The following is a 19,434-nucleotide window of genomic DNA, read 5'->3' on the forward strand; positions in this document are numbered from 1 at the left end:
GTAATAAGGTATTGTGATTAAATTATTTGTTCTTTTTGATTTCTTTAAGACGAGCACTTTTTCCACTAAGATTTCTCATGTAGTAAAGTCTTTTTCTTCTAACTTTGTTTGAACGAACTACTTCGATGTGTGCGATTAAAGGTGAGTTAACTGGAAATGTTCTTTCAACACCAATTCCGTAAGAAATTTTTCTAACTGTGAACATTTCTCTTGTACCTGATTCTTTTTTACTGATTACTAAACCTTCAAAAATTTGAATACGTTCTTTTTCACCTTCACGGATACGTACGTGAACTTTAACATTGTCTCCTGTTTTGAACTCAGGTAAGTCTGTACGTAATTGTGGGTGTTCTACTAACTCTAATAATCTATTTCTCATTTTTAATTATCCTTTCATAAAGGTCAGGTCTATTCTTTTTAGTTTTTTCTAAACTAGCCTGCTCTTTTCATTCTTTAATTTTCTTATGGTCTCCATTAAGCAATACTTCAGGCACTAAGTGACCTTTGTATTCTCTTGGTCTTGTATATTGTGGATGTTCTAATAAACCTCTACCTTGGAAAGATTCATTTTGATGTGATTCATCTCTAATGGCTCCTGGAAGTAATCTGATAATGCTATCAGCCATTACCATTGATGGTAACTCTCCTCCTGTAAGTACATAATCACCTATTGATAATTCAATATCAACAAAATTAAGCACTCTTTCATCAAACCCTTCATACCTTCCGGCGATGAAAGTGATTTGATCCTTTTTAGATAATTCCTCTGCTATTTCTTGAGTGAATTGTTTACCTTGTGGAGAAACTAATATTCTATATCCACCGTTATTTTCTAAACTTTCTAAAGCTAAGTCAATTGGTTCTACTTGTAAAAGTAGCCCATGACCACCACCATAAATCTCATCGTCAACTTTTCTATGTTTATCTTTAGAAAAGTCTCTGAAATCAACCACATTAAATTCCACTAGTCCTTTTTCTTTGACTAAGTTAACGATACTTTCATTAACAAAAGGTTCATAGTATCTAGGGAATAAAGTAAGAAAATTAATTTTCATTATTTTTTAAGTTCTGAAGTTAATTTGTGAGCTCTAAATAAGTTAGCAACAGTAATTGTAGGTTGTGCACCTTGTTTTAATCATTTAGCAGTTAATTCTTTGTTTAAAACAAATTCTTTAGAAGATGGATTGTAGTGTCCTAAAGCTTCGATAAATTTACCATCACGTGGTGATCTTGCGTCAGCCACAACAATTTTGTATACTGGTCTGAACTTGTCACCCATTCTTTTTAATCTAATTTTAACCATTTTTACCTCCTTAATTAAGTGTAAAGCGCTAGTGCTTTACAGCTGTATAAATTTAAATATATTATAATATAAAAAAAATAAATCACACGCATTTTTTTACGTATGATTTATAGACCTAAAAATTAAATAATTCTTGTTGCAATATACTCAAATGGTAAGTAATTTGGATACACAATATTCACAATTACGAATGATAATATAGCTAATATGACTAATAAAGAAATTAAATCAATTCAAGATTGTTTAATTTTTCTATATTTAGTTCTCTTAGCATATGGATCGTATCCTCTTGTTTCCATTGAGTTAGCTAAATCTTCAGCTTTTGAGAATGATGAAACGAATAAAGGAATAATCAATGTAGTGAATGCATCAATTTTTTCTTTAATATTCCCGTGCTTGAAGTCTACCCCACGTGATGATTGTGCTTTAATAATTCTATTTGATTCGTCAATTAATGTTGGTATGAATCTAAGTGCGATTGAAACAATCATCGCAATAACATGTGTAGGTACAAAAATGAATTTAAGTGGATATAAAAGATCTTCAATTGCTTTTGTTAATAATATTGGTCTTGTTGTGTTTGTTAACAATGTAGTAATTAAAATCATTGTGTAAATTCTTAAAAATAAACTCAATGTTTTATTGATATTATCTAATGAAACACCATATTGAACTTTTTGCATAAGAACATCTGAATGTTCACCTTTAAAAACAGATAACACACCATTTGTGTCTATTATTGTGTTATAAAAAGTTTTGCTTGCTGAAGTGTTAAAACTTCAGAATCCATTCGTCCAGTAAGCTTGAGCTAACCTATTTACATCTTGATGATCTTTTAAATATGATTTGCTCAACATATTAACAACATCATTATGTACCGTTTCGTTTGTTATAGTGTACAAGTTGACTGCAAAAATTACAACAGACACAAAGATAGGTAACTTAAGCATTTTAAGTAATGGTCTTACTCTTTTATTTGTGTAAATATAGATAATAATAAGAGGTAAAAGTAAGATAACCATATCAATGAAATATCTAACCATAAACACCATTACAATATAAACAATAACCATAAGTAACTTAAATCTAGGATCTAATTTATATAAAAATCCATCACCTGGAATGTAACGTCCAAATACACTTTTCATTACACTCCCTTCTTACTTTCCATATGTTTATTAATATAGAAAGCCAATTCTTCTTCTGATGTTACTTTTGGTATATCTACACCTCTTTTTCTTAATTTATTAGCAAACTCTAATAAATGTGGTGGCTGAAGATTGTTTTCCTTTAAGAACTCAACATCATTTAAAACATCATAAGGTTCACCATCATTAACAATTTGTCCATTTTTCATAAGTAAAATACGTTTTGAGTATTTTAAAATGTTATCTAAATCATGAGTTACATTGATGATAGTTTTTCCTGATTTATGTAAGTTATTAAGAATTTCTAAAATTTCATCAACACCTTGAGGATCAAGTCCAGCCGTAGGCTCATCAACAACTAAGAAATCGGGTTCCATTGCTAGAATTCCGGCAAGAGCAACTCTTCTTTTTTGCCCACCGCTGAGTTCAAAAGGGCTTCTTTCTAAATATTCTTCACCTAATCCAACAAGTTTTAAACATTCTCTAGCTTTTTCATAAGCTTTAATTTTTGGAACACCATAAGCCATCGGACCAAATGCAATATCCTCAATTATTGTTCCTTTAAATAACTGATATTCTGCAAATTGAAAAGCTATAGCAACTCTTTGTCTAATTTTTTTAGGCATAGATCTTAATGATTTGATTTTATTTTTGTAAGTTTGTTGAGTCACAAAATCTTCAACATATTTAAGCTCGTTAATTTTCTTTAATGTCTCAGAATTAGCATCAAATTCATTTTTGAACAATTCAACTTCTTTACTAAATGAAAATTTAAACTTGTTTTTAAGTTTTGATTTTCTTTCAGTTTGATGCTGACTGTATTCTTCACTAAATTTGTTGTAAGCTATCTTGTATTCTTTTTTATAGATTTTTTCTAACTCTTTAATTTGCTTATCATTAGCTTTAATTTCTTTTTTAATTTGAGCACTTTTTTCTTTAAGTTCTGCTTTATATTTAGGATCGTTTTTATCAGAATATTTTTTGTCTAATGAAACTAATAATTTTGATAGTTCATAGCCATATGTTCTTCTAATATTATCCTTATAAACTCATTCGATTACTCCATTTGTAGGTTCTAGTAATCTATTTAAATGTTCGATTAATGTAGTCTTTCCTGAACCAGTAGCACCAATAATACCAACATATTCACCTTGCTTAATCGTTACAGATACATCTTTTAATGCAGTAAACTCTCAAGGTGTCTTTACACTAAATGTATGAGTTAATTTTTTTACTTTTATTTGCATATTTCTTCTATTAACTCACTTTCATTGTATGTTGGTTCAATTCCATTAATCATTGTGCTCATTCTGTAAATAAATGGAGATTCAATTTTCGCTATTTCAATAATTTCTTGGTTCTTTAATATTTCTTTTGGTGAACCAGCTGCGATTAATTTTCCTTTAGCAAAAACTAAACATTTATCAGCTAAAATTGCTTCATCCATATCGTGTGTAATTGAGATTAAGGTTTTATCTTTTTGTTCTTTAATTTCCTTGATTATTTGAATAACACTTGATTTACCCTTTGGGTCAAGCATTGATGTAACTTCATCGAAAATAATAACATCAGGATTTAAAGCTAAAATTGCAGCAATAGCAACCCTTTGTTTTTGTCCACCACTTAAGCTCTCAGGTTCTCTTTCAAGTAAGTTTTCCATATCAACTTTTGCTGCATATTTTTTAACTAACTTATGCATTTCTTCATGTGGAATGTTTCTATTTTCTAATCCAAATGCAATATCATCTTCAACACTAGAACCTACAAACTGGTTATCTGGATTTTGAAAAATAATCCCAATTTTCTTTCTAATCTTAAGTAAGTTCTCTTTTGAATATTCAATTCCATCAATGCTAATTGAACCGCTTTGAGGTTTAAGTAAAGTTACAAGTACTTTTGACAAAGTACTTTTACCTGAACCATTGTGCCCTAATATAGCAACATACTCACCTTTTTCAATAGAAAAAGAAACATTTTTTAATGCTGGTTGAGTATCTGTTTCTCTATATCTGAATGTAATATTATCTACCTTAATCATAAATATAATTTTAATAAAAAAGCAATATTTTGATAGCTTTCTTATGCAAAATTATTATTTTTAAATAAATTTAATTTATTTAACTAATTTTCCACTTTTGAAGCTATAAAATATTGTGCTTTATCTTTAAATCCCAACTTTTTGTATAAGTTACCAATCTTTTCTTCCGTGTAATATAAAAGTGGTTCAAGGTTATTGTTTAATATATCCTTACATAATAGTGAAACTAAATGTGAAGCTAAACCTAGACCTCTAAATTCTGGATTTGTTGCTACTCCTCAAATTACTGCGTTTTTAGAATTTGTATAAACAACACAAGCGTGAGAAATTACTTTTTTATCTTTTAAAGCTATATAACCATAGTTTAAGTTATTTTCTAGAACATATTTTTTATAAGAATCAACTCAATGATTTCTTGAGTTTGGATAAAAATTTTCTTCTTCAAGGAATTTTTTGATTTCATCAAAATCAAATAAATCAACTCTTTTGATTAATATCTTTTTATCTAACGATTCTTCTTTTGCTTCACTAAAAACAAAATCATCTTTATCTAATGCAGCAATAGTTTGATTGTAAATTTGATAATTATTAAGATTACTAATCTGATGAACCAAGTTCAAGCAAGCATTACCATAAGTTATTACAGTTGGTGAAAAATCTGAAAGCAAATTAATAATTTTCTCCACATTTTCTTTTTTGTAGTTTACATTAGATATAAATGCAGAATATGCATCATTTCTAAAAGTGTTAATTACCAATCCATTTTCGAAATAGGTAATAGAACCACTATTTTCTAATTTATTTTCTAGTAAGTTATTTTCATATAGAAAAATATAGTAATTATTTACAAATCATTCTTGCTTTAATAAGTCTAAAGTCATAAAACTCCTCAGTTGACAAATTTCAGTTAATTATATCACTATGAATTTTACTTTTATAACTTGTAGAGTATAGAAAAAGGTACAATTATGTACCTAATTTTTTGAATTATCTTTATTCTCAAAGTTACTCTCTAACAATTGATGCAACTTCTTCATAATATCCAAATAATTTAAATGCAACTCTATAAATATTAGCTAATTTTGCAAATTAATAGCAGTTTTATCAAATATTGAGTAACTAAAATCTTTCAAATTGTTTTGAGACTTTATGTGCTCAGAAAATTCTGTCTCACTTAAATCAATGTATTCAAAATTGATTCCTAATTTGTTTTGATAATACTTAATGACATTATTTGTAACTTTATTTAAGCAAGAGTTTTCTTTAAACGAAAGATTACTATTTAAAAACGAAACTTTCTTCATATTTTCCTTTCTATTTTGTAAAAAGTTAATTTTTTACTATTTTTTTACTTAAAATCTAACTTTTTTTCATAAAATTTTTTTAAGAAATAAAAAAATCTATCCCTTAAAGGATAGAAAATTCTCTAATTAAGCAACATATTTTTCAGGATGTTTTTGTTTCATTAATTCAATGAATTCTTTTTTATCCATTGAACCATATTTATTCATTAAGTCAACACATTCTTCATATTCAGCAATAGCTCATTCAACATCTTCAAATCCATCAACTGATGTAATTCCCGGACGTTTTCAGTTTTTGTATGTACTAAAGAATGTTTTAACTGTATCTAAAAATGGTCTTGGTAAGTCTGATAATGAGTTAATGTGATCTAATCTGTAATCATCAGCGTGAACTGCAATTAATTTTGTATCAGTTTCACCGTCATCAATCATTTTCATAGCACCAATAATTCTTGCATTTAATAATGAACCTGGAATGAATTGTTCTGATGAATATAATAATACATCAAGTTCGTCTCCATCTCAGTCTAATGCTTCAGGAATGAAGCCATAGTTACAAGGGTAAACAAAATCTTCACGTAAGATTCTATCTACTTCAATTTGTCCTGTTTTTCTGTTGTATTCATACTTGATTCTTGAGTTTTTTTGAATTTCAATTTTAATTTGCACTTCTTTTTTCATAGTCATATTATAAAACAAAAATATTTCACTTTCTACTTTGCTTTTTTTTTTTTTTTTAGAATAAGGATATAGATAAAAACGAAGGGATATATATGGAAAACAAAAAATATTATACGAAGCCAATATTCTGATTATCATTAATTTGAATAATTATTATTTCTGTAGGCATTCTATACATAATATGATTAGTTGTTGCGATACAAAATGCGATACAAAAACAAAGTGACTATTATTCTTCAGGATGATTTGCTAGAATATATATACTTGCAATAGGAACAAATATAATTATCTGAATCACAGCAACAATTACATTTATTCTTCACATAATATTAATGTTTTTACAAATCATTGCTATTGTTAGACTTCTTCACAGAAAAAGAGAAGATGATATTGCAATAGCAGTATTATATATTTTAGCCTGTGTATTTGGCCCAATCTTTAGTTTTGGAGGATCAATATTAGCTCAAAAATCTGAAAAAAATATGAATTAGATTAATTTTCTAGCACTTCATTTTCTGAGTGTTTTTTTGTTAAAAAACTAGGTGACACTAGTCAATTTATCTATATTTTCGATACTTTTCAAACGCTGCTGTAACTGGTTTATATTTAGTTCTATGTATTTTTGTTGGTCCAAACACATTTAAAGCATCTAAATGTTTTTTAGTCCCATAACCTTTGTTATTCTCAAAATCATATTCAGGGTATATTTTCGAATATTCTTTAAGCATTCTATCTCTTGTAACCTTAGCTAAAATGCTAGCAGCAGCAACTGAAATTGAAATTGAATCACCTTTGACTAAATTAATTTGTTCATAATTTTCTAAATTTAATTTTTCATAATCTGTAATTATTAAATCAGGTTTGTTTTTAAGTTTTTTAACAATAGATTCCATACCTAAAATCGATTCTCTTTTAGGATTTGAATTATTGATTTGTTCAAGAGTTCTAACTTCAATAACGTATTCAACACAATCGTTTACTATTTCTTCATAAAGTTCTTCTCTTTGTTTTTCAGTTAACTGTTTTGAATCTTTAATTTTACTATTTGAGTATCCTTTAGGAAAAATCACACCAGCAACTACTAACTCACCAGCTAAACAACCTCTTCCTACTTCATCTAAACCAACAATAACATCATATTTGTCTCAATAATTCTTTTCAAAATCTAACATAACTAAATTATAAAGTTAAATATAATTAATATAATGATTTTATTCCAAACAAGGAGATATTATGGGTTCATTAGTTACAGCACATTGTGATATGTGCAATAAAGATTATAGATATGCTTTTGGAACAATTGCTGATGTAGTTCCATTTGATATTGTTCTTAAATTAATGGTTAAAGAGCAAAAATATTTATTAGACTTTGAAGTGTATAAAGAAGTGTTGAGAAAAGAGTTAGCTGAAGATCCACAATTTAAAACTTTATCTTATGAACAACAAGATAAAGTTTTAGAAACTTCATTTAAACAGGTTGATGAATTCTTCCCTCAAGAAGAAAAAGATATGATTAAAAACAACATACTTTGAGGTGGTTCAGTAGAAATTTACCCAATTGTTGATTTACGAATTCCTGAAGAACAAAGAGAAGTATTTAATGTACCTTTAGTTCATTTAGAATTTCTAAGACCTGAAGGAACTGTTAAATATGACCGTAAATATAATGAGAACGTTTTATATGTTCAATTCACACCAGATCAAACAATGTTAACTTGTCCAAAACACGTAACAATTTCAGCCAGAAAAGTGAAAGAAGATAGAATCTAAAGCAACCATTTTATAAAAGAATTTTATTTTGAAATAACTACCTATTTTCGGTAGTTTTTTTGTTTTTTAGACAATAAAATTAAAATCAAATAATTTATATAGCACCATAAAAAACAAGTGTGTTACTATCAATATTTTTTAGTTATGTTTCTAATATTACCCCACTAATATTTTTAATATTAGTGGTATACTTTAAACATATTTATTAATGGAGTAAAAGATATGACAAAATACACAGAACAAGAACAAGTAAGACGTAATAAATTAGACTTTTACAAAGAAAATAATATTGAAGCTTTTGCAAAAGCAGATGGATTAAAAGAAAGATTATATTCAGATGAATTAGCTTCTAAATATGAAAATGTATCTAAAGAAGAATTAGAACAAAATCCAGTTTCTGTTGCTATTGCAGGTAGAATTTTAACAATGCGTGGACCTTTCATTTTAATCAAAGACTACCACGGAAAAATTCAAGCTTACTTCAACAAAAAAGAACATGATGAATCTGTTAATGCATTAGTATCATCTTTAGACTTAGGAGATATTATTTATGTTGAAGGTAATGTTATGAAAACTCACACAGGTGCAGTTACTGTTAAAGTTCAAAATATTAAACTTTTAACAAAAGCTCTTAAACCACTTCCTGACAAATACCATGGATTAGCCGATGTTGAAGAAAGATACAGACACAGATATGTTGATTTAATTGTTAATGATGAATCAATGCAAGTGTTCTGAAATAGAACAAAAATCATTAGTGAAATTAGAAGATACTTTGACGAAAGAGAATATATGGAAGTTGAAACCCCATTCTTACACGATTATTTATCAGGTGCTTCTGCTCGTCCATTTAAAACGCATCACAATGCATTAGATCAAGAATTTGTTCTTAGAATTGCTACTGAAATTCCTCTTAAAAAACTTTTAGTTGGTGGAGTTGATAGAGTTTATGAAATTGGTCGTATTTTCAGAAACGAAGGAATTGACACAACTCATAACCCTGAATTCACTTCAATTGAATTCTATGAAGCTTACTCAAACCTTGAAGGAATGATGCAACGTACAGAAGAACTTATTAAAAGAGTTGCAGCTAAATTAGGTAAATCAACAGTTATTAACAAAGGTGTTGAAATTGATTTAGCAAAACCATTTAACAGAGTTGATATGGTTGAAGCTGTTTCTAATGCTACAGGTAAAGATTTTAGAAACATTTCATTCGATGAAGCTGTTGAGGTTGCTAAATCATATGGTATTAAAATTCAAAAATTCCATCAATTAGGTCACATTATTAATGAACTTTTTGAAGAACTTATTGAAAAAACATTAATACAACCAACTTTTGTATATGGACATCCATTAGAAATTTCTCCTCTTACTGCAAAAGGTCAAGACCCAAGATTCGTTGAAAGAGCTGAATTGTTCATTAACACAAAAGAATATGCAAATATGTACACTGAGTTATCAGATCCAATTGACCAATTAGAACGTTTTGAAGACCAATTAAAAGAAAAGAACAATGGAAATGATGAAGCTAGTGACATTGACTGAGATTTCGTTGAAGCGTTAGAATACGGAATGCCTCCTACAGGTGGATGTGGAATTGGAATCGATAGATTAACAATGTTGTTAACTGAAAAAGATTCAATCCGTGATGTTCTTTTATTCCCTACAATGAAACGTAAATAGTATTTAAATTACAGACTTTTAAAGTCTGTTTTTTATTATACTTTTTGTACTCCAATTGTACTTATTCCATAGTCTCCAAGGTATAAAAAATACTCACCACTATTTTGTGGCAAGTATTATTAAACATAATTAATTATTCTTTTCAATCAATATCTTTTGGATGTTTTGTAGTTTTGTTAACTGTGATGTTAGCAACTTTTCCGTTTTTGATTGTGAAAGCTTTATCAGCAATTGGTGCTATAAGAGGGTTGTGAGTAACCATGACTATAGTAACACCATATTTTTTATTGATGTCATATAAGTAATTTAAAACAATCTTCGAAGTAGCATCATCAAGTGCTCCTGTAGGTTCATCAGCGAAAATGATTTCAGCATTTTTAGCCAATGCACGTAGGATTGAAATACGTTGTTGTTGTCCACCAGACATTTGTGATGGATATTTGTTTTTAACATCTTCTAGTTCAAATTCTTCAAATAACTTATCAATGTTTAATCTTTTGCTTTTATCTTTTTGTAAGTAAGCACCAGTTTCAACATTGTCATAACCATTTAGATTTTGTAATAAGTTGTAATTTTGGAAGATAAAGCTAACGTGTTTTCTTCTGAATAAAGTAAGTTTGAAATCTGAGTAGTAAGGTAAGTTTTGATTACATACAATAACTTGTCCTCTACTTGGTCTATCAAGTCCACTTATAAGGTTAAGTAATGTACTTTTTCCACCTCCAGACTTACCAAAGATCATAACAAATTCACCTTTGTTAATTGTTAATGAAACATTCTTTAAAACTCTAGTAGCTGTAGTTCCTGACAAGTAAAACTTATTTACGTTTTTGACTTCTATGACTGCGTTACCTGTGTTTTTAAGTTTTTCATTACCATCTTTAGATCTCTTTTTGTTTGAAGCTTTTCTAATAACTCTAGCAATTGATCTGTCTAATACAACTTTGTTGCTTCCACCATCAGCATCAAGAATGTCAAATACATTTTTCTTTGTAATTTTGACATCTGATGTCTTTTTAGTTAAAACAACAACTTCTTGAGTATCTTTATTTGTGTCATTGTTTACATTTACGTTTTTATTTTCCATTATTTACCTTTCAATAAATCAATTGGTTTAACTTTGTTAATTCCGATTCAAGATAATATTGACGTTACTAAGAATACTCCTAGAATAACTAATACTGTCACTAATATGTTTAGAGGTGAAATAACAATAGGAATCGCAATAGATGCAGCCGATGTTAAGAAACCACTAAAGATTGATATAAATCCAAATGCTAATGAGATAGCTATTAAGATAGATATAAGAATAAATGGTAAATAAATTCCATAGAAAATCTTAATTTTTTCTTTTTCATTATATCCAAGGATTGATCAGATAGCTATATTCTTCTCGTTTTCTCCAATAAGAATTGTTGAAATGATTACTAATATAACTATAGAAATTATGAATGCTAAGATTGTCACAATAGTTACAATTTTTTGAACTGTTTGCGCAATAGACATTGTGTAACCTACTTCAATAACTTTAGAATCTAAAGTATTAGCTATAGGTATATATAAGTTGTTATTGAACATATTAGCAAACTTGTTAATGTGTTGTTCTGCATTAGCTCTTGCTAATAAGTAGTTATCTTTAATGCTTTCAGTTTCTTTATATTCAGGATTTATAAATTTAGCAATTTGTAAGTCTGAATATCCTAAAGTACTCATTACTCCATCAATTGTTGAGTTATCTACTGTTTGTCTTGATCCAAATAATGCATCAAACATATCTTCAAGATATTTAGTTGTTAAAGTAGATGTGTCAAATGATTGGATAGCCGGTCAGTAACCACTGTTTGAATATAATCCAGCTGATGATAATAATTGCATTGGTAATGGGTGTTTAGACATAATACCGTTAAACACTTCATATTTAGGGTTATGTTTAACTTTATCTAATCCTGTAAGTATATCAGCAGCTTTTTTAGGAATAATAAACTCATTATTAATATATGTTGGGTTTATACCTCTAACAATGAATTTGTAAGTTTGTCTTTCTGGTTCTTTATATTCAGGGTTAACTAATTTCTCATAATATTCATTTATCTTATCTTTGAATCTATTTACATTATTGTTTACAACAACTTCAAATTTTGATCCAACTAATAAGTTAAATGCTTTTGATGAAACTTCGTTAATGATAAGTGGAATAGGTTTATCGTTAACATCAAATCCGTTTTGACTAAACTCGTCATTAATTAATTTAAGTAAATCTTGTCCACTAGTAGATTTAATCTTAATTTGTTTCGAATCTTCTTTGTAACCATATAACTTAATAGTTTCATTCTTGATTTTACCTTTCTTAATTTGATTTGCATCTACGTATGTGTAAAGCTCATCAAATTCAGGATCAAAATATAAGCCACCAAATGAAACTAAGAAATCACTTACAACTGATGCATTAGGATCTCGTTTTAATAATTTACCATTTTCTTTATAGATTTGTTTGTATCCATTGATTAAGAATTCTCTATATTCATCTCTATAAGCTGATGTTGAAATTATTATTTCATCAAAATCAGTTTTATTTTTGTTAGCTTGAAGATAAACAAATTTACCTAATTCAGGGCTAGTTTCATTTTCTACATAACGGAAGAATCCTGAAACTGTTCCTGCTTGAGCTAACTCAATCATTTTAGTCATATCAAGAATTTTTCTATTATCATCTTGTTTGTAATGTAAGTTTGGTTGTGTTCTTTCAAGTCTTCTACCAATTTCATTTCTTACTGATGTAATTCTTGATTTTTGTGAGTCAGGTAATGAATTGTAAACTTGATCTCAAGGGTCAATTGAAACTGATGAATCAATCTTAATGTTAACTGAGAATTGTGAAATTACATGTCCATCAAAATCTGTAGGATTTCCGTTTGGATATCTATATGATGTAGTTCCATCAGGGTTTTTGATTGCCAATTTATTTACAGCTGTTGATATACCTGGTTTGAAGTAATCGCTTTGATATTGGTTAATTTCAGCAATATCTCCAACAGGTACATAAAGTGCGTTTTCTAAATCTTGTGCTGTGAACAGATTAATTCCACCACCTTCTATTGTAGGTGTTCTTAAGTCAAATTTGTAATTGTAACTTCTGTTTTTATATGTTTTTCTAATTGATGATTCAAATTCACCAAAGGTTGCTATTCCGAACAATGTAGTTATAGCAACTAAAATGATTGAAATACCAAATGATGCCAGTTTTCAGAAACTGTGGAAGATTAATGAAGCAGCAAATTTAGTTTTAATATTTCTCTTCTTGAATAATTTTGCATATTTAGCGTGGAAGTCACCTGTGCTTACTTCTGTTATTCCACTCATTAAGTCAATTGATTTATATCTTAATGAACGAATTGAAACAACAATAATAAGTATAGACATAGCTGCAAGTGGTAATATGATGTTTATTCCAAATGAAACTATTGAGAAGTTTAGCGTCTGAATCGGTATAGCTCAATAATCACTTAATAACTTAACAGCTTCAGCATGTATTAAGAAACCGGTTAAGTATCCTGCGATTCCTCCAATAATGATTGTAAAGAACGCGAACACAGTCATTGATAATGAGATTTCTAATGGTGTATAACCTTGAGAAACTAAAATACCAATAGCTTTGTTTTTGTTTGTAATGTATCTCTTAATAATGAAAATAATTGAGATAGCAACTAATGTAATTAAGATAGATAATAAGATTTTTGAAACGAATCCGATTACTTTAATGAAGTTTTTAACTGCAGTAATTCTAATTGCACGTTCAGGGTTAATTCCATCAATTTCATCATCTAGATAAACTCTAGGTAAATCATTTGAGTTATTTGTTGCTTTATTAACAACCTGAATTAATTCTTGTTTAAGATCTTCATTTGTTAAGTTTATTGAATTCTTAACAAGTAAGTATTCTTTAACAACATTTCCTCTGTAAGCTTGTGCAATTTTGTCAAACCCTTGTGAGTTAACGTAAACAATAGCTTGGTTATTTGTATTAACTTGTAAGTTTGCTTCATCCACGACTGGATAAATATTGTCATATGTATAATCGTCACCGATAATGATAAATTCTGAACCATTTACATTAATTTTGTAATCTTCAGGAAGATTTTTGATTAATTCAAGCATTCCGATTGGATTATTTGGCAATTCACCATCGTAAATTTTCTTGTTGTTTTTAGCTAATCATACATAGTTAACTTTTGCAATGTATGAACTTGTTTGGTCAAATTTAAGCGTGTTATCTAATTTGTTAACACCTGTAATTGTGTTTAAAACATCTTCAATAAGTTTAATAATGTTTACACCAAATGGTGAATAATTTTCAATGTTATTTCCAACTTTTGAATATCAGTATTGAATAATTTCGTTGTCAAAAGCAACATTTAAAACTCATTCTTTACCAATAGTTGCAAACACAGGTTTTCCTTTTTCGAATGAACTAATAAATTCACTTAATTCAACATCATTTCTAGCTAATTCCTCAAAGTTAATAATCTTATCCATTATCAAGTAAGCAATATTTGCCTTATTCTTACCACTGTCTCCTAGGTTGTTTGTGTTTGTTAAGAATCAAACTGCAACTTCAGGATGTTTAACAATTGTTAATGGGTGTAATAATGCATCTGAAATTCCTAATCTAACAACCGGAATTTCATTAATTGAGTTACTTAAGTAAATATTAAATGTATCAAAGTGCTTTACAAATAATTCGTTTGAAAATACACCTTTAATTAAGTTTTCTAACACAACTGAATCGATGTTTGTAAATTCTGATGCGTAAACATCTTTGAAGTGTTCTGGGTTGAATTTACCGTATAACTCAGCTGTTGCAATGTATGCGAATGATTGAATAATTTCTAACTCATTATCTTGCACATATTGTTTATATTCAGGGAATTTTTTAATTAATTCAGCTAATAATGAATTTGTATAGTTACCTTGTTCATCTTTTGCAAAGAAGATTTCTTTAAGTTTTAAAGTATTTGCAAGTGATTTAGTAATACCAAATCCTGTTTTTTCAAATGAAACAATGTTTTGTGATGATGGCTGAATTAACTCAAATGAACTAAAGTCAGATAATATTTCCGAATTGTTAGCTAATTTTAATAATTCAAGAGCAAACTCTTTAGTTTTTGCAATGTCAGCATTTACTGATTTATCAAACATTTTCATTCAAACTTTGAATAATGGATATGCTTCTTTCACATAGAAGAATGGGTCATTATTTTTGTTGGAAATATCTAAGAATTTCTTAATAGCTTCTTGAACTAATGAATGAACTGAATTGTTTTCAATTGGCTTGTATTCTGCAAAGTATTTGTAAATATCTCCAATTGATAAGTTAGGTTGTAATTTAACATTTGAAGTTGTTTGGACAACTAAGTTAAGAACTTGAATTCATTCATTAACTAATTGCTTAGCTACACTTAAAGATATTTCTCTTTTGTCTTTAGTAAATCCAAACACACCCATAGCATCATTTGTTTCTGATGATGGGAATGATGTTAGTGAAACTGTGTTTCCATTTAAATTTTCAAATCTAACTTTGTATGAGTGAACAAAGTTGTAAAGTTTGTCAAATAAACTTAATGAATTTTGAGTTGATGTAGATGTATTAGTATCTGCTCCTGCTTCAGTTGTTGAAGAAGGTTGAGGAGACATAAAGATGTTAAGAAGGTCAAAGTAGTCTAATTTCTCATCATCTGCAACTGGAATTGTTAAATATAATCCGTTGTCATCAATTTCAATATTTGTCCCTTTATCTGAAAGGTTAAACATTGAAATTATTGATTCTTTAAATGATTTATTTGAACCCGGCAATGCAAATAATGATTTAATAAGTGCATAAATAAAGTCTTTTGATTCAACTCCTGACGTAGCATATTTGTTTACTCTATCTACACTTTGATGTTCAGTGTAGAACATTCGTTTTTTGCTTAAAACAGCATCAATAAAGATGTCGAAATCAAATAAGTTAATTACATACTTAGTTCAATCTATAACGTTTTTAAATGATTTATCAGCTGAACCTGGATACAAGTTAATAATTTGTCAAATAGGTTTAAGTTGAGGCATAAATGAATTAAATACGTCATATAATGGGTTAGTTTGATCGTTAACATCAGCTAATAAAGCAATGTTAATATTGTCTAATAAGTCAAATAAATGTGTTTTGAATGCTTTTTGATCAACTGATCTAATAAATCATTCTATTAATTCAAGCGTTGATAATTTTCTTACGTACTTAACAATTTCTTTAGTTCCATCAGCTTTTGTAATTTCTTTATCAACTAAATGATCATGTTCATTTAAGAAAAAATTGTTTGATTGCTCTGTGAATTTAACGAAGTTGACTGATTCAATAATTCCAATAATTGAATCAAGCATAACAACAGGATCTTTAATAAATTTTGATAAAGTCCCAACTTTAACCGGAACTTCTACACCAAGTACATTTAAAACATTAAATAATTTTTGAATTTGCTCAGTTAAATATTGTTTTCTTTCTTCAACAGTCTCTTTTTGTGCAATAAATCTTCTTAAGTTTGTAAATAAGTTAACAATAAGTTTGTTTGCATAATCACCATTTACATTGTGTGATAACTTGTAAAGGAAATCAAGGAACAATTTAGGAATAATCCCTAAATCAATACGTCCTGATGAGAAAATTGTTGCAAATTTATTTATATTAGCTGAATATTCAGTAGCTTCAATAAATGCATAAATAATGTCTTTAGTTAAAAATCCTTGTTTTGTTAAATCGCTATCTAACAATACTTTTTGGATATTTTCAAAAGCTTTATTTAAAGTTTGTTGTGTAGCCGCTTCATTTAAAACATCACTTAATGGTGCTCTATAACCAAAAGGTAAGTAAACAACGTTATCAAATTCATTACTATGTTCAACTCATCCTTCTGGATTGATTTTTGCCATTAATGTCAATTTATTGTTTTCTAAGTATGAATCTGTTTCTTTTAAAGTTAATCTACCAGTTGATAAACGTTCTTTATCAAATTCAGAAACGCCTTCTCTTGATAACGAAACATTTTGTCAGTAAAGTAACTTTTTATTAGCATCATAAACAGGTTTAATTATGTAGTATGTATCTTGTTCTCTTGATGGAGCAAAAGTAATTCCTAATTCAGCAAATTGATTAAAGTCGCTATCAGGTAATAAATTACCTTGTGCATCTGTTTCTGATCCAACAAATTTTGCTAATTTGTAAATTTTCGATCTATCTCAAACTTCAAATAATTTAGTTTCTGGGTAGTTTTGATAAATTTTCACTTGTCCATATGTCATATCTAATGAAACGTATTTTTCATATGGAACGATGTTGCTAACAATTTGGTCTAAAATATTGTGAATTGCATAATATGGTAATTCTCTAGTTTTGAAGTAACCATCAACATTTGAATAAAGATTAAATAAACCTGTTGGATTGTCAATTTCATTGAAAAGTTTGTTTACATTGTTTTTGATTCCATCGATCTTTTGTTCATTATCACCCATATTAACAAAGTGATATACGAATTTTTCATTTTTTGATGTGTCGAATGCATCAATTGTGATTGATTTCTTTATACCTATGTTATCTGCACCAACTTTTTCTGAAACTTGGTTGTAGATATCTTTTTTAACAATATCTAAAGCACCATTTTTGATTTTTGTGAATGTGATATCTCAGATTCTTTTATTAGATAAATTGTCAAATTCTTCTTCTGTTAATCTATCTCTTGATGTTTCAATTTGTGCAATTGTTTTGTATCCATCAAATGCATATTCTGCATAATTAGGAATCTTCGTTCTCTTTTCATAATTTAACACTGGTAAAAGTAAAACATTGTTTGGAACAATAGCACTTACATCATTAAGTAACTTGTTGTAAATATCACTTAATTCTGAAACTGATTGTGACTTGTTAATTGATGCAGTTTGCAATCTTGTGTTTACATCGTTAGCTAATGCATCAATTTCCGGAACTCTACTCTTGTACTCTGGGTGGTTTTCAACTTCTTTTCTTGTGAAGTTATAAATTTTTAAAATAAGAGTTTTTAAGTCATTAATAATAATTTCTTTAATAGCAAAGTCTCTATCTAAATAACCTGGTTGGTCTGATAAATCAGCTAATCTAAGTTGTTCATTGTATGTTAAATCATATGTAAGAACTGAATTGTTCTCATAAATTAACTCTTTGTTTTCTTTTAAAACACCTTGTTCATCGAAGTGGATAAAGTATTTAAGTGAGTTTTTATTTCAATATGAGAATTTTTTAAATTCTGATGGTAATTCACCATTGTTTCCTTTAATTAAATTCTCCATAAATGTAACATATGCTCCATCTCAGTTTTTCTTGAATGGATCTACATATGTTGATTCATAAACTTTTCTTTGGTAGTATGTGTATTCCTCTTGTTTTGCAGCTCATTTTAAAGGAATGTTATAAGTATGATTTGTTTCAAAAACAAATGGAATCGGTTTGTCTAATGTTCTTGATTCATCATATAAAGATGAATAATCAAATTCTGTATTTAATTCAACATTAACAACATCAGTTGGTTTAGCATCCTCTGGAATGTTAATTAAAGTTGAGTTTTTATTTTTATTAAGAATGAAAATGTAATTGTTATCTTGATATTTATCAAAACCAAGTTTATCAGCAAGTGTTGCTGGTTCAACACTTAAACAAACTCCTTCATACATTCATTCTTTACCTTTAACCATGTCAAAAGTAGCTTCTTTTGTCACAATATTTAAGAATAAAGTTTTAACTTGAGAAAGAATAACATTACTTTCAGTATCTGTTGTAATGTATCCAATGTCTTCTAATTTATAAGTTTTATCAAGCACAAAGTGGTCATTTAAATTTAAAACAACTTGTGTTGTAACAGGTGAATATGAGTCATTTTCTTTTTTGTATAAGTTAACAATGAAATCAGTTTTCATTCTCATTGTTTTGATGGCTTTATCAAAATCCAATGTTAATGAACTTGCGTTTTCATTCTTGAAGTCATAAGTGTTGTAGATTTTTATAAAGTCAACTCTATCAATGTATTTGTCTTTATATTTTTCCTCATCAACAAATAAACTTAATGGAATAAATGAATCTGTAATTCTTGTTAAGTCAATTACATAACCTTCTTTTTTGTAATTATCCGTTATATAGTTAATCCCTTTATCATAAACACTTTTATTTTCGTAAACAAGTGAATCTGATTTAGAAAGTCCGTTAATAAAATATCCATCATTGTATGCTTTCGCATTTGTTGATAGATTTAAATCGATTGTAATATTGTGTGAAACTGATTTTTTCTTAGCAGCTTCATATTGTTGCTTCATTGATTTAGCAGCATCATTTAAAACAGTGAAAACTCCTGCAGTTAAAAATACAAGGATAGTTAACCCTATAACAGTAGCTTTGTTTTTAAATAATGACTTAAAGACTTCTTTAAACAAATTCTTCATAAAATCCAC

The 19,434-nt window shown here is 28.1% G+C and carries 15 protein-coding genes; 3 read left to right on the top strand and 12 right to left on the bottom strand.

Annotated elements, in window-relative coordinates:
- Positions 1–22 precede the first annotated feature (22 nt).
- The 9 genes from rplS to VBM86_RS01450 all read right to left on the bottom strand — a co-directional run bounded on the left by rplS (position 23) and on the right by VBM86_RS01450 (position 6,474).
- Entirely contained in the window at positions 23–379 is a 357-nt protein-coding gene (rplS, locus tag VBM86_RS01410) for a 50S ribosomal protein L19 (protein ID WP_257089090.1), read from the bottom strand.
- Positions 369–1,055 (bottom strand): tRNA (guanosine(37)-N1)-methyltransferase TrmD, encoded by a 687-nt coding sequence (gene trmD / locus VBM86_RS01415; protein ID WP_323189610.1) that lies wholly within the window; start codon positions 1,053–1,055, stop codon positions 369–371. The genes rplS and trmD overlap by 11 nt, the downstream gene beginning before the upstream one ends.
- The gene (rpsP, locus tag VBM86_RS01420; protein ID WP_257089094.1) at positions 1,055–1,303 is read right to left on the bottom strand and encodes a 30S ribosomal protein S16; all 249 of its coding nucleotides are present in this window, start codon (positions 1,301–1,303) and stop codon (positions 1,055–1,057) included. The genes trmD and rpsP overlap by 1 nt, the downstream gene beginning before the upstream one ends.
- A 122-nt stretch (positions 1,304–1,425) precedes the next feature.
- Positions 1,426–2,451 (bottom strand): energy-coupling factor transporter transmembrane component T family protein, encoded by a 1,026-nt coding sequence (locus VBM86_RS01425; protein ID WP_323189611.1) that lies wholly within the window; start codon positions 2,449–2,451, stop codon positions 1,426–1,428.
- On the bottom strand, positions 2,451–3,698 hold the full coding sequence (locus VBM86_RS01430; RefSeq protein ID WP_323189612.1) for an ATP-binding cassette domain-containing protein: 1,248 nt from the start codon (positions 3,696–3,698) through the stop codon (positions 2,451–2,453). The genes VBM86_RS01425 and VBM86_RS01430 overlap by 1 nt, the downstream gene beginning before the upstream one ends.
- Positions 3,689–4,489, bottom strand: a complete 801-nt coding sequence (locus VBM86_RS01435) for an energy-coupling factor transporter ATPase (protein ID WP_323176742.1) — start codon at positions 4,487–4,489, stop codon at positions 3,689–3,691. Before VBM86_RS01435 ends, VBM86_RS01430 begins: the two co-directional genes overlap by 10 nt.
- A gap of 83 nt (positions 4,490–4,572) precedes the next feature.
- On the bottom strand, positions 4,573–5,370 hold the full coding sequence (locus tag VBM86_RS01440) for a GNAT family N-acetyltransferase (RefSeq protein WP_323189613.1): 798 nt from the start codon (positions 5,368–5,370) through the stop codon (positions 4,573–4,575).
- Positions 5,371–5,565: 195 nt separating this feature from the next.
- Entirely contained in the window at positions 5,566–5,793 is a 228-nt protein-coding gene (locus VBM86_RS01445) for a hypothetical protein (protein WP_323189614.1), read from the bottom strand.
- A 126-nt stretch (positions 5,794–5,919) separates the two neighbouring features.
- Positions 5,920–6,474, bottom strand: a complete 555-nt coding sequence (locus VBM86_RS01450; RefSeq protein WP_257089104.1) for an inorganic diphosphatase — start codon at positions 6,472–6,474, stop codon at positions 5,920–5,922.
- A gap of 92 nt (positions 6,475–6,566) precedes the next feature.
- On the opposite strand from VBM86_RS01450, the gene VBM86_RS01455 reads away from it, so the two are divergent.
- A complete protein-coding gene (locus tag VBM86_RS01455; protein ID WP_323189615.1) occupies positions 6,567–6,965 on the top strand; it encodes a hypothetical protein in 399 nt (132 codons plus the stop codon).
- Positions 6,966–7,031: 66 nt separating this feature from the next.
- Here VBM86_RS01455 and VBM86_RS01460 read toward each other — a convergent pair whose 3' ends face one another.
- Complete coding sequence (locus tag VBM86_RS01460) at positions 7,032–7,646, bottom strand: ribonuclease HII (RefSeq protein WP_323189616.1); 615 nt, start codon at positions 7,644–7,646, stop codon at positions 7,032–7,034.
- A gap of 61 nt (positions 7,647–7,707) precedes the next feature.
- Between VBM86_RS01460 and VBM86_RS01465 the strand changes: the two genes are divergently transcribed.
- Positions 7,708–8,244, top strand: a complete 537-nt coding sequence (locus VBM86_RS01465) for a hypothetical protein (RefSeq protein WP_323189617.1) — start codon at positions 7,708–7,710, stop codon at positions 8,242–8,244.
- 222 nt (positions 8,245–8,466) lie between these two features.
- Positions 8,467–9,930 carry a lysine--tRNA ligase gene (gene lysS, locus VBM86_RS01470; RefSeq protein WP_323189618.1) on the top strand — a complete coding sequence of 488 codons (1,464 nt, stop codon included), beginning with the start codon at positions 8,467–8,469 and terminating at the stop codon, positions 9,928–9,930.
- A gap of 133 nt (positions 9,931–10,063) precedes the next feature.
- Here the strand turns inward: lysS and VBM86_RS01475 are convergent, their stop codons facing one another.
- Together VBM86_RS01475 and VBM86_RS01480 are read right to left on the bottom strand one after the other, a co-directional pair.
- On the bottom strand, positions 10,064–11,017 hold the full coding sequence (locus VBM86_RS01475; RefSeq protein ID WP_323189619.1) for an ABC transporter ATP-binding protein: 954 nt from the start codon (positions 11,015–11,017) through the stop codon (positions 10,064–10,066).
- Positions 11,017–19,425 (bottom strand): ABC transporter permease, encoded by an 8,409-nt coding sequence (locus VBM86_RS01480; protein WP_323189620.1) that lies wholly within the window; start codon positions 19,423–19,425, stop codon positions 11,017–11,019. Before VBM86_RS01480 ends, VBM86_RS01475 begins: the two co-directional genes overlap by 1 nt.
- Positions 19,426–19,434 lie beyond the last annotated feature (9 nt).

The sequence above is a fragment of the Mycoplasma sp. 21DD0573 genome (genome assembly GCF_034863425.1).
Classification (GTDB): domain Bacteria; phylum Bacillota_I; class Bacilli_A; order Mycoplasmatales; family Metamycoplasmataceae; genus Mycoplasmopsis.